The following is an 11,806-nucleotide window of genomic DNA, read 5'->3' on the forward strand; positions in this document are numbered from 1 at the left end:
TTTCTTTTGCCACATTTCAAACTTAGTTTTTTCTTGATCGCGGTGGGGGCCGAGATCGCAGGTAACTGCCATGAGTAATACAATGACTAATTATGCCGGGTTCGAAGCCCGCCTGAAAAAAATAGATCGTAACCGCACCCGGATGGCGCAAGGGTATAAAGGGTCCGTCGACAAGGATGGCCTGATCGTGTTCCGCCCGGCCCGCCGGCAACGCGGCATCCCGCTTCGTGCGGTCGTGATGCTCATCGTCGGCTTCTTTGTGTTCAAAGGCATGGTGATGGCGCATACCGGTGCGTCGATCTATGCGGATCGCGTTGCGGCACTCCAGCAAGGCACAGTGATCGAACAGGCCGGTGCATTCGTCATGCAGACCGACCCGATCACCGTGGGCATCGCGCAGCAGCTACGCCCGTTCCTGCAGTAATCCCGAAGTCGCCGCGTGTCTGATGCCTGTCCCGGTCAAGACGCGCGGCGCAATTCGGTCTCCCTCTCTCGGTGACCTCCAGACGTAAAACGAGTTCTCAAGTACTAAAGATCCCGCGCCCAGGTTCAGCGCGGGGTTTTTCGTTGTGCCAAACTGTTTGGAAGGCCGTGTCATGTGTCCGGACCGAGTTTCCCGAGGGCGGATAAGGAAGCAGCGTTGCAACAGGCCGGTTGGGTCGGCCGTCACAACGCTGTTTTTAACAACCCAAATGTGCAAATCGCTTTAGGCCAAGCTGGGGATGCAGGACACGGGCAAGACAAACATGCACCATCAGGCCAAATCACTCGTGACATACTCACGTTCGAAAAAGAACGACACTCGCACCACTCACGGTAATCTCATCATTTTCAAAACGACGCTCAGAGTAAATGCGCGTGATTACCTACGTACGCGCATCGTCGGGATGCGGGATGCAAGACGATGACGGCACCCTGCGACCGTGATGAACGAGGGATCGGCTCGGTTGCCGGCATTGGCAGCCTTTGAGCCCAAAGCAGACACCTTGATGTAACCAATACTCTTTCGAAATCGGGTTGCAATTCAGGTCGATGAACTTCAGATAAACACATGAAGGTTATTCAAGAAGACACTGCATTCTCCGCCTCGCTTATCACCGGCCCAACTCATAATTTTCTGTCTATTCGGTTCGGCCTTGGAATTGTGGAGCAACTTATTTTCACCGTGACTGGGAGTGAAAAACAAGGTCGAAACAATCGATCTATCGTCGAGGATGCTTTGGCAGCCCACAGTTCTCAGGTGCCAATTCGAAACAAGTATTATCCCCGCGAGGTGATTTTCCGAAATGACGATACGCCATCACTTGCCCACTACTACCGCATAGTTTGGAAGATATTCGAAGCTGCAAACACCGGACTTTAAGAACGTCCGGAATGGAGCCCTTTGCGAACACTGCTTCAGCCCGGAATCAAGGTGCGCAGCACCGCCGGGCAGCGCCCGACCGCCCCATGGGCGGGCGCTTCGTCGCCGTTTCAATCCCAACGATTGTTGAAAGTATACGTCACCATAAAGTGCGATGAACCACCTACGTGGCGCCCACCCGCGGTCGGGCGATGCCCTCTGTTTCAACTGTGATCGAACGGCCGATTTGTCCGCAAATCGGTCGTTCGGCCCAGAATTGACCGAATGTTTACCTCAGATGACCGGTTCGAGCCCTAATGTAGACGTCTTGAGTGTCTGCCTGCGCGGAATCAAGGCCGCAGGCCGCCGCGCGATCGGTTGCCCATTGAAGGCGCCATTGGTTCGAGCCAATGGGCGACACCGCCCGCAAGGGCTGGCGATTTGGAGAGGTTGCGCGCCGAATTGAGGTTTTTCGGACTTGGCAAAGATAAAGTGCGTCTCACAATGGTTGATTGGCACCCCACGGTCTGGCCATCGCGCGGCTCGTGCTTGGATTTCTGGTTAGTCCGCGAAGTGGAAATTCCGGAATCACAGGGTTTCTCACGGGGTATCAGGCATCGGGTGCATGGTGTCACCGGGTAGCCTTATCCCTCACGCCTGAGCGCCTGCGCCATGCAGTGGATACCGCCGCCGGTCTTGGAGATCTCGGCGGTTTCCACGGCGGCCACTTCGAAGCCGCGGGCGCGGAGTTGGTCGATCAGGACCGTGGAGGATGCCGGTGCAATCACCTTGTCGTTGCCGAGCGCCATCATGTTGCAGCCAAGCGCCATGGTGTCGGGGAAGGGGACGTCGATGATCTCATGCCCCTTGGCGCGCAGCCACTCGACAATCGCGGGTTCGGTGCAGGCCAGGCAAACGGCGGTGAGCTTTTCCGCCACGGGCACGACCATCAGGTCGATATGCACGTAATACTCGTCGATATAGGCGATCCGGGTCTCCCAACCTTCGGCGTCAAACCAACTGGCCACCTGTTTCGCGCCGGCCTCATTGGTGCGCGCCTCACCGCAGCCAATCAGGACGCAGCCTTCTTCGATCACGTTGAAATCGCCGCCCTCGAACGTGCCGGCGGTCACCATGTCATAGATCGGGATGCCGAGCTTTTCATAAGCACGGATCGCGGCATAGTTTTCCCCCCGACGCCACCATTGCGACATGGCGGTGATGAAGGCCCCGTAAGGCGTCATGCAGGAGCTGTCGCGGGAATAGACCTGCATGGTCAGTTCCGGCTCGGCCTCAAGCATATGCACATTGACGTCGAAATGCCTGTAGGCATCGACCAGTTCCGCATGCTGCGCCTGCGCCAGTTGGATGTTGCAGGGCGCCTCGCGCAGATGTTTACGCGAAAGGCTCGACGTTGCGCGATGGAAAAGATGCGCGGGAGATCCCAGAAGGACGTCGGTCAGCGGATCGGTTTCGTTGCGAAACCCCCATTGCGACAGCGGTGCTGTTCCGCCTTTCGGATTACGGCGTTGCAGGCTGAAACCATCGGTTACCTCGTCACGCGACATTTGCTGGCCCCCTTCTGGAAATGTGATGTGCATGGTCGTGGACGCGCGCCCCAATTTGCGGCGTTCTGCGGATGACTAAAGCAGCCTCCGGTGCATATTGACAGCAAAAAAGCGGTTTAGACAGCAAGAGGCCCCGCGGATCAGATCAACGCAGGGCCTCTGTTGCTTTCGCAAGGCATCCGGGCAAGGGGGGAGGGCCCGGGCGCGAAAGATCAGTGATAGATACCGATACGTTCAATATCGCCGCGGTTCAGGCCGATATCGTCCAGCTCGCGGTCCGAAAGCTGCGACAGCGCCTTGCGGGTTGCGCGGGTCTCGAAGAATGTCGAGACAGCGGCGATGACTTTTGCAACGGTGTGGCCGACGAGGCCGGTTGCGGCGTGGGTGCGGGTCGTGTCGATAACGGCCATGGTCTTATTCCTTCTTCTCCGGGGTCCAATCCGGTTTGTAACGGTTTGATGTCCTGACGCTCAGATAGGGATCGCCCCCGCAACCGACAACACTCGAAAATTGCATTGTTCCTATGCAAAAATTGCATGGCTCCTCCAGCGGTCACCCGGTTGTTTTCAAAGCATTTTAATTTGACGCTAAGGAATTGCCCGCCCCGAGATGCGCGCATTCTGCTTGGTGTTTGTTCCCGTTTCGTGCTAGTGGATGGAAAACAAGACAAGAGCAGGGCAGAAATCATGCGGGTATTGGGGATTGATCCCGGATTGCGCAACCTTGGCTGGGGCGTGATCGACGTGGATGGAAGCCGCTTGAGCCATATCGCCAATGGGGTGTGCAAGTCGCGGGGTGAGGACCTCGGCGCACGGCTTTTGTCCCTGCACCAGCAGCTGACCGCCATCTTCGACACCTACGCGCCCGACACAGCAGCGGTCGAGCAGACCTTTGTGAACAAGGATGGCTCCGGCACGCTGAAGCTGGGTCAGGCGCGGGGCATCGCGATGCTGGTCCCGGCGCAGTTTGGCCTCTCGGTCGGGGAATACGCGCCGAACAAGGTCAAAAAGACGGTTGTCGGCGTGGGCCATGCGGACAAGGCGCAGATTGGCCATATGGTGAAGGTGCAGCTTCCGGGCTGTGACCCCGCGAGCCCCGATGCGGCGGATGCATTGGCCATCGCGATCTGCCACGCCCATCACGCGCGCTCCACGGCGGTGATTTCGGAAAGGCTGCGCGCATGATCGGGCGGATCGCAGGCCGGGTGGATTACCGCGCCGAGGATCATGTGCTGATCGACGTGCGCGGGGTCGGATACCTTGTCTATTGCAATGAGCGGACGTTGCAGGCGTTGCCCGCGGCAGGGGAACATGTGGCGCTTTATACCGATCTTCTGGTGCGCGAAGACAATCTGCAGCTTTTCGGATTTACCTCGCTCGTGGAGAAGGAATGGCACAGGCTGCTCATTTCGGTGCAGGGGATCGGGGCCAAGGCGTCGATGGCGATCCTGGGCACATTGGGGCCTGAAGGTGTGGGTCGTGCGATTGCTTTGGGTGACTGGAATTCGGTCAAGGCCGCCAAGGGGATCGGCCCCAAGACGGCGCAAAGGGTCGTCAATGAGCTCAAGGACAAGGCGCCGCAGGTGATGGCGATGGCTACGGCCCCGGCGCCGGTGGCTGATAGGGCGGGTGATCCCGCTACGGATGAGGTGATCGAAGCGCCCACGCCCGTGGCTCCGCCTGCGGGGCCGGGCGCGCAGGCCGAAGCCCTCTCGGCACTTGGCAATCTCGGCTATGCCCCCGGAGAAGCCGCAGGTGCCGTTGCCCAAGCAGCGGGGGACGACCCGGACGCCGACACCCCCACACTGATCCGCGCCGCGCTGAAACTTCTGGCGCCGAAAGGGTAATGGATGGCCGAACCTGACCCCACTTTGCGCGCCGAGCCGTTGCCCGAAGATCAGGACCGGAGCCTGCGCCCGCAGGCATTGGGTGAATTCATCGGGCAGGCCGAAGCGCGCGCCAACCTCAGGGTCTTTATCCAATCCGCCCGGCAGCGGGGCGAGGCGATGGATCATACGCTTTTTCACGGCCCCCCCGGCCTCGGCAAGACAACACTGGCGCAGATCCTGTCCAAGGAGCTGGGCGTTGGGTTCCGCATGACCTCCGGGCCGGTCCTCGCCAAGGCGGGCGATCTGGCGGCGATCCTGACCAATCTGGAGCGCAATGACGTTCTGTTCATTGATGAAATCCACCGCCTCAACCCGGCGGTCGAAGAGGTGCTTTACCCGGCGCTGGAGGATTTCGAACTGGACCTGGTGATCGGTGAGGGTCCTGCAGCGCGGACCGTGCGGATCGAGTTGCAACCCTTCACGCTGGTCGGGGCCACGACGCGGTTGGGCCTTCTGACGACACCGTTGCGCGATCGGTTCGGCATCCCGGTGCGGTTGCAATTCTATACCGAGGATGAGCTTTACGAGATCGTCAGTCGCAACGCGACGCGTATGGGCGCGCCTGCCGATGCCGATGGTGCGCGCGAGATTGCGCGACGGGCGCGCGGCACCCCCCGGATTGCCGGGCGGCTTCTGCGGCGGGTGGTGGATTTCGCGCTGGTCGAAGGTGATGGGCGCGTGACCCGTGATCTGGCGGATCATGCGCTGACCCGGCTGGGTGTGGATCAGTTGGGATGCGACGGGGCGGATCGGCGATATCTGACGCTGATTGCCGAGGCCTATCAGGGCGGGCCGGTCGGGATCGAGACGATCAGCGCGGCGCTCTCGGAAAGCCGCGATGCGCTGGAAGAGGTGATCGAGCCGTTTTTGCTGCAACAAGGGCTCATTCAACGCACCCCGCGCGGGCGCATGCTGGCGCAGCGCGGATGGCAGCATCTGGGCCTGTCGGTGCCGGATGGCAAGGCCCAGAGCGATCTGTTTGGCAAGTAGCCCTTACTTTTCCAACTCGGATACCAGCAGCACGACCTCGTGAAAGGCGGTATCGTCTTCGGCCTTGGTCACCTTGGAACGGAACACACGATTGTCGACCTTGAAGGCCTCGAACCCGTTCAGCGTATGACCCACCTTGATGATATCACCCACATTGGGAACATGTTCGCTTGATTTTTCGAGAATGGTCGATTTCGGAATTTCGTTGATCCGGTAATCTTCTTGGCGCACAACACTTATCTTCATTACAGACCTCCTTGGAATTGATAAGACATCAAACTCGGAACTGCATGTGCGGGCAGTCTAGCACTGAAAAGCGGAATTCCTTAGGCCTTTGTGCGGGCTTGGCGGAGCGGCGCCCATGTTTGACGGCAGGGACAGGTTTGATATGGGGACGCAGGAAACTGCGGGGGCCGGGTAACATGACACCAGACGAGATAGAGAGGCATTTCACCCGCAGTGACGGCAGCTATCTCTTTGCGCGGTGGGGGCGGCCTGTCGTGCCGATCGTGTTTGGTGTCGATGATGCAACCCTGAGCGTGGTCAAGGGGGCGGTCGAGGCGGTTGTGGGGCTCGCCGGGGTCGGCATGGCGGAGACTGATCCGGAATTGGGTGCCAACCTGATGTTCTTTTTCTTCCGGGACTGGGACGAGTTGACCGAGGTACCGGATCTTGACCGGCTGGTCCCGGACCTTGGCCCGCTTGTGGGGCGGCTCAAGGCCGCCGATGCGAACCAATACCGGATTTTCCGATTTGACGAAGCGGGTGCGATCCGCGCGTGCTTCGTGTTTTTGCGGATGGATGAGAACCTGAGCAGTGTTCCGGCGGAAACCCTGGCTTTGAGCCAGATGGTGCAGACGATTGTCCTTTGGTCGGATACGGCTTTCGGCGATCGCTCACCGCTTGCGGCAATGCCGGACGAGGGCGGTGTGATCTTGCGACCGGAAATCGGCGACCTGATCCGGGCCTGTTATGATCCCGTCATGCCGCCGGTGGCGCAAGACGCCAGCCATGCGCTGCGCCTGAGCGCCCGTCTGATCGCGGATCGTCCTAAGTCAAATTGAGTGCGTTTGCGCGCACGCAGGGTATCTCGTCGTCCCGGCTCCGCCGTCCTCCTCGGGCCGCGTGGGGCGAGCGTGGCGCTTGATGGGGAGGCGGGGTTCGGGGTGGCACCCCGAGGGCTGCGTGCCCTGAACGCGAACTAAAATGGGTGAGCGGAGCGAACGCCTTTTGGTAACGGTTGCCTCAATATGCGACTTTTCCTAGGGTCCGTCCCATGAGTCATCAATTCCCTATCCGCGTCTATTACGAAGATACCGACATGGGTGGGATCGTCTATTATGCGAATTACCTCAAGTTCATCGAACGCGGGCGCAGCGATTGGGTACGACAGATCGGGATTGATCAGAACGCCATGCGCGATGACGGGATCGTTTTCGCGGTCCGCCGGGTCGAGGCGGAGTATTTCGCCCCGGCGCGGTTTGACGATGACCTTTTGGTTGAGACGAAGACGCAGGCTGTGACCGGGGCGCGGCTCATTGTCGAGCAGTCGGTCATGCGCGGCGATGAGCTTCTGTTTCAGGCGGTTGTCACTATTGTCTGCATCGGCGAGGCCGGCCAACCTGTGCGGCTTCCGGCAAATATCCGCCTGATGCTGCATTAAACACCGGAAAAACCCGCCATTTTGGCGATGTGATTGGCTTTCCCCTTTAAAATCGGCTAGCGTGACCCTCAATAAGGCCGGAACAAACCGGGCCGTCAAAAAAGAGCAGGCAGATGGAAGCAGAAACCCTGGCAATGGCACAGGAGATTGATTTCTCCATGTGGGCGCTATTCGCACGCGCAACCTTTATCGTGAAAGTCGTGATGTTGATGCTGATCGTGGCCTCGTTCTGGGCCTGGTCGATCATCATCCAGAAGTGGATCACCTATCGCAAGGCGCGCCGTGAGGCGGATGTTTTCGACCGCCGGTTCTGGTCGGGGGAGCCTCTGGACCAGCTTTTCGAAGAGATCGGACCGGACCCGACGGGACAATCGGAAAAGATCTTTGCGGCGGGCATGATGGAATGGCGCCGCTCCCATCGCAATGATGGCGGGCTGATCGCGGGCGCGACCGCGCGGATCGACCGCAGCATGGATGTGGCCATCGCCAAGGAGAGCGAGAGCCTGCAGCATGGCTTGCAGGTCCTGGCCACCGTTGGCTCCACGGCGCCCTTTGTCGGGCTTTTCGGCACGGTCTGGGGCATCATGAACGCCTTTATCGAGATCGCTGAGCAGCAAAACACCAACCTGGCGGTGGTGGCACCGGGGATTGCCGAGGCGCTTCTGGCGACCGGACTTGGCCTGCTGGCGGCGATCCCGGCGGTGATTTTCTACAACAAGCTGAGTGCGGATAGTGACCGCATCGTCGCAAGTTATGAGGCCTTTGCCGACGAGTTCGCCACCATCCTCAGCCGTCAGTTGGACAGCTAGGCCATGGGTGGTGGTGTCATTCAGAAGGCCGGCGATGGCGGGCGCAGGCGACGCGGTCGGGGGCGCTCGCGCCCGATGGCCGAGATCAACGTCACGCCCTTTGTCGATGTGATGCTGGTGCTCTTGATCATCTTCATGGTGGCGGCCCCGCTGATGACCGTGGGCGTGCCGGTGGAATTGCCGAAAACGGCCGCTGCGGCCTTGCCGGGCGAGCAGGAAGAGCCGCTGACCGTGACGGTGACCGCCGAGGGTGTCGTGATGATCCAGACAACCGAGGTGGTGCGTGACGAGTTGGTCCCCAAGCTCCAGGCCATTGCGGCGGAGCGCGACAGTGCGCGGGTTTACCTGCGCGCCGATGGGGCGGTGCCTTACGCGGATGTCGTGCAAGTGATGGGTGCGCTCAATCGCGGCGGGTTCAGCGATATTGGCCTGGTCACCGATACCGGCGGTCCGACGCTTGACGGCCAGGGCGGCTGACGGCGGCCCGGGATGAATACCGGTCAGATCATATCCGGGGCAGGGCATCTGGCCCTGATCGGCTGGGCGCTGTTTGGTGGCGTCTTCAAGTCCGAACCCTTGCCATTCGAGGTGACCGAGGTGACGGCAATTTCCGGCGACGAATACGCAGCCCTCGTGGCCCCGCAGTCAGCGCCCGAAACGGCGGTGGATGTCACCAGCCCAGAGGCACCTGACATCGACGACAGCGCCCCGGATCTCGGCTCGGGCACGGATGTGCAGCCGGAGGTGGCGCAACCCGATGTGGCGGCAACGCCGCCGCCGGACGAACGCCCCGAGGTCACCGAAGTCATGCCCCCGGCAGATGCCGAAGTGAGCGATGAGCCACCCGAGATCACGCCGCCATCAGAAGATGTGGCCGTCCTCGCACCCGAGGTCGCCCCCGAAGCGCAGCCGCGCGAGGCGGACCGCGTCGCGCCCGAGCCGGTGGCGCAGCCGGAGCCGGACGCGCAGATCGACGATATCGTGCAACCCGAGACCGTGCCGGACGAGGCCGCCGAGACGCCCCGCGAAGAGACCGACGCCACCGCGCCCGAAGAAGCCACGACCGAGATCGTGACCGAGGCCGAAGAACCGGCCCAGGCCGCGCCGAGCAAGTCCCTGCGTCCGCAGACCCGGCCCGAACGCCCGGCAGAGCCCGAGCCCGTTGAAACGGCGCAACCGCAGGAACCGGCTGAGACCGAGACGCAGACCGACGAGAGCGCGGTGAACGATGCACTGGCCGAGGCGCTTGGCGGCGGCGGAGCTTCGGAAACAGAGACATCGACGCCCAGTGGTCCACCGCTTACCCGCGGAGAGAAGGACGCGCTGCGCGTGGCGGTCAAGCAATGCTGGAATGTGGGCAGCCTGAGCACCGATGCCTTGCAGGTCACCGTCGTGGTGGGTGTGACGCTGGATGCGGATGGAAAACCGACCTCGATCCAGCAACTCAGCGCCACGGGCGGATCGGGCGGTGCGGTCAGCAAGGCCTACGAGGCTGCCAGACGGGCGGTTTTGCGCTGCGGGGCAAAAGGTTTCGATCTTCCCCGCGACAAGTACGATCACTGGCGCGATATTGAGATGACATTTAATCCGGAGAAAATGAGGATCAAATGATGAGACAATTCCTGACCCTCCTGACGGCCGCGACGCTATTGGCGGCATCTGTGACAACTCCGGTGGTGGCGCAAAGCCCCGGACCGCTGCGGATCGAGATCGACGAAGGTGTGATCGAACCCTTGCCCTACGCGGTGCCGGATTTCGTGGCCGACACGGATGCGGCGGCGGAGCTTGGGCGGAACATTTCGCGGGTGATCGCGGCGGATCTGAGCGGTACGGGACTTTTCCGGGAACTGCCCAAGGATGCATTCATCAGCCAGATCACCAGTTTCGCCAGCCCGGTGCAATATGCGGACTGGAAGGCGATCAATGCACAGGCACTGATTACCGGCGCGGTGAGCGTGGATGGCAACGGGCGGCTGGTTGTTCAGTTCCGGGTCTATGATGTTTTTGCCGGGCAGGAACTGGGCCAGGGGTTGCAACTCACAGGGACGCAGGACGGCTGGCGGCGCATGGCCCACAAAGTGGCCGACCAAGTCTATAGCCGGATCACCGGCGAGGGCGGGTATTTCGACAGCCGCGTGGTCTTCGTTGCGGAAACCGGCCCCAAGGATCAGCGGGCCAAACGCCTGGCGATCATGGATTACGACGGGGCGAACGTGAAATATCTCACCGACAGTTCGTCGATTGTCCTCGCCCCGCGGTTCTCGCCCAAGGGGGATCGCATCCTCTACACGAGCTATGAAACCGGCGAGCCGCGCATCTATGAGCTCAACATCGGCAGCGTCACCCGGCGGGTTCTGCCGACGCAGGCCGGCACCATGAGTTTTGCACCGCGGTTTGGCCCCGATGGTCAGACGGTGGTTTATTCGCAAGCCCAGGGCGGCAATACCGATCTTTTCAGCATGAATATCGCAACCGGCGCGAGCAACCGCCTGACCAGCGCACCGTCGATTGAAACCGCGCCGAGTTTCAGCCCCGATGGCAGCCAGATCGTGTTTGAAAGCGACCGGTCGGGATCGCCGCAGCTATACGTCATGCCATCCGGCGGGGGTGAGGCACGGCGGATCAGTTTCGGGCAGGGGCGTTATGGCACGCCGGTGTGGTCGCCGCGCGGCGACCTGGTGGCGTTCACCAAGCAGTCGAAGGGGCGGTTCCACATCGGTGTGATGCGGCTTGATGGCAGCGAAGAGCGGCTCTTGACGGCGTCGTTCCTGGATGAAGGGCCGACATGGTCGCCCAACGGGCGGGTCATCATGTTCACCCGCGAGACCCAGGGCGCCTCCGGCAAGGCGAGCCTCTATTCCGTCGATATCAGTGGCCGAAACCTGAAACCGGTGCAGACCGGCACCGGGGCCAGCGATCCGGCGTGGTCACCACTGCAACAATAGGTGATTACGCCAATTCTCATGGCTGACCGGCTGTGATAACAAGAGGCAGGGCAATGAAACATAAAGAGCGGGGCAAACCTATGACCTATCTGAGCAAGACAGTAATCCTATGCGCGGGGCTCGCGCTTGCGGCCTGTAGCAACCCGGACCGTCTCGGCGGTGCCGGTGGCGCGGGCGCAGGCGGTGCGGGCAGCGGCGCCTATGCGCCGGGCAGCGCGCAGGACCCGAAATCGCCGCTTTACTTCCAGCAGACCGTTGGGGACCGGGTGCTGTTCCTCGTGGACCAGTCGAACCTGTCGCCCGAGGCGCAAACCACGCTGGACGGGCAGGCGCAATGGCTGATGGCGAACCCCGAGTTCAACGCGGTGATCGAAGGTCATGCGGATGAGCAGGGCACGCGCGAATACAACGTCGGCCTTGGCGCGCGCCGGTCGAACGCGGTGCAGGAATACCTGGTAAGCCGCGGCGTGGCGCCAAACCGCCTGAAGGTGGTCAGCTACGGCAAGGAACGTCCCATCGAGATCTGCAGTGAAGAGGCATGTTATGCCAAGAACCGCCGGGCGGTGACCGTGGTATCGGTTACGCCGGTAAGCTGAGCGGA

At 61.2% G+C, this 11,806-nt stretch carries 15 protein-coding genes; 12 read left to right on the plus strand and 3 right to left on the minus strand.

The annotated features are described in order from the left end of the window. Positions 1–82: 82 nt before the first annotated feature. Positions 83–424, plus strand: a complete 342-nt coding sequence (locus RBB29_RS16585) for a hypothetical protein (RefSeq protein ID WP_306115430.1) — start codon at positions 83–85, stop codon at positions 422–424. 627 nt (positions 425–1,051) lie between these two features. Then, positions 1,052–1,363, plus strand: coding sequence for a hypothetical protein (locus tag RBB29_RS16590; RefSeq protein WP_306115431.1), 312 nt, complete (start codon positions 1,052–1,054; stop codon positions 1,361–1,363). 623 nt (positions 1,364–1,986) lie between these two features. Here the strand turns inward: RBB29_RS16590 and RBB29_RS16595 are convergent. Further along, positions 1,987–2,910, minus strand: a complete 924-nt coding sequence (locus RBB29_RS16595) for a dimethylarginine dimethylaminohydrolase family protein (protein ID WP_306115432.1) — start codon at positions 2,908–2,910, stop codon at positions 1,987–1,989. 212 nt (positions 2,911–3,122) lie between these two features. Next, positions 3,123–3,320 (minus strand): DUF1127 domain-containing protein, encoded by a 198-nt coding sequence (locus RBB29_RS16600; RefSeq protein WP_306115433.1) that lies wholly within the window; start codon positions 3,318–3,320, stop codon positions 3,123–3,125. A gap of 276 nt (positions 3,321–3,596) precedes the next feature. Here RBB29_RS16600 and ruvC point away from each other — a divergent pair, with 276 nt between their 5' ends. The 3 genes from ruvC to ruvB are packed head-to-tail and all read left to right on the plus strand — an operon-like array spanning position 3,597 to position 5,788. Beyond that, positions 3,597–4,094 carry a crossover junction endodeoxyribonuclease RuvC gene (ruvC, locus tag RBB29_RS16605; protein WP_306115434.1) on the plus strand — a complete coding sequence of 166 codons (498 nt, stop codon included), beginning with the start codon at positions 3,597–3,599 and terminating at the stop codon, positions 4,092–4,094. Beyond that, entirely contained in the window at positions 4,091–4,756 is a 666-nt protein-coding gene (gene ruvA / locus RBB29_RS16610; protein ID WP_306115435.1) for a Holliday junction branch migration protein RuvA, read from the plus strand. The genes ruvC and ruvA overlap by 4 nt, the downstream gene beginning before the upstream one ends. A gap of 3 nt (positions 4,757–4,759) precedes the next feature. Next, positions 4,760–5,788 (plus strand): Holliday junction branch migration DNA helicase RuvB, encoded by a 1,029-nt coding sequence (gene ruvB, locus RBB29_RS16615; RefSeq protein WP_306115436.1) that lies wholly within the window; start codon positions 4,760–4,762, stop codon positions 5,786–5,788. A gap of 3 nt (positions 5,789–5,791) precedes the next feature. On the opposite strand, the gene RBB29_RS16620 is transcribed toward ruvB, so the two are convergent. Beyond that, on the minus strand, positions 5,792–6,034 hold the full coding sequence (locus RBB29_RS16620; protein WP_306115437.1) for a hypothetical protein: 243 nt from the start codon (positions 6,032–6,034) through the stop codon (positions 5,792–5,794). 176 nt (positions 6,035–6,210) lie between these two features. On the opposite strand from RBB29_RS16620, the gene RBB29_RS16625 reads away from it, so the two are divergent. From RBB29_RS16625 to pal, 7 genes are all read left to right on the plus strand, one after another. After that, positions 6,211–6,852 carry a hypothetical protein gene (locus RBB29_RS16625; protein ID WP_306115438.1) on the plus strand — a complete coding sequence of 214 codons (642 nt, stop codon included), beginning with the start codon at positions 6,211–6,213 and terminating at the stop codon, positions 6,850–6,852. Between the two features lie 212 nt (positions 6,853–7,064). After that, complete coding sequence (ybgC, locus tag RBB29_RS16630; protein ID WP_306115439.1) at positions 7,065–7,451, plus strand: tol-pal system-associated acyl-CoA thioesterase; 387 nt, start codon at positions 7,065–7,067, stop codon at positions 7,449–7,451. Positions 7,452–7,564: 113 nt separating this feature from the next. After that, the gene (tolQ, locus tag RBB29_RS16635; protein WP_306115440.1) at positions 7,565–8,260 is read left to right on the plus strand and encodes a protein TolQ; all 696 of its coding nucleotides are present in this window, start codon (positions 7,565–7,567) and stop codon (positions 8,258–8,260) included. 3 nt (positions 8,261–8,263) lie between these two features. Then, on the plus strand, positions 8,264–8,737 hold the full coding sequence (gene tolR / locus RBB29_RS16640) for a protein TolR (protein ID WP_306115441.1): 474 nt from the start codon (positions 8,264–8,266) through the stop codon (positions 8,735–8,737). Positions 8,738–8,749: 12 nt separating this feature from the next. After that, positions 8,750–9,871, plus strand: a complete 1,122-nt coding sequence (locus tag RBB29_RS16645) for an energy transducer TonB (protein ID WP_306115442.1) — start codon at positions 8,750–8,752, stop codon at positions 9,869–9,871. Continuing rightward, positions 9,868–11,205 (plus strand): Tol-Pal system beta propeller repeat protein TolB, encoded by a 1,338-nt coding sequence (tolB, locus tag RBB29_RS16650; RefSeq protein WP_371931518.1) that lies wholly within the window; start codon positions 9,868–9,870, stop codon positions 11,203–11,205. The genes RBB29_RS16645 and tolB overlap by 4 nt, the downstream gene beginning before the upstream one ends. 80 nt (positions 11,206–11,285) lie before the next feature. After that, positions 11,286–11,801: a peptidoglycan-associated lipoprotein Pal gene (gene pal, locus RBB29_RS16655; RefSeq protein WP_306115525.1), complete on the plus strand. Its 516-nt coding sequence runs from the start codon at positions 11,286–11,288 to the stop codon at positions 11,799–11,801. Positions 11,802–11,806 lie beyond the last annotated feature (5 nt).

Origin of the sequence: Roseovarius sp. MMSF_3359, assembly GCF_030733385.1 — a bacterium.
In the GTDB taxonomy this organism is placed as follows: domain Bacteria; phylum Pseudomonadota; class Alphaproteobacteria; order Rhodobacterales; family Rhodobacteraceae; genus Roseovarius.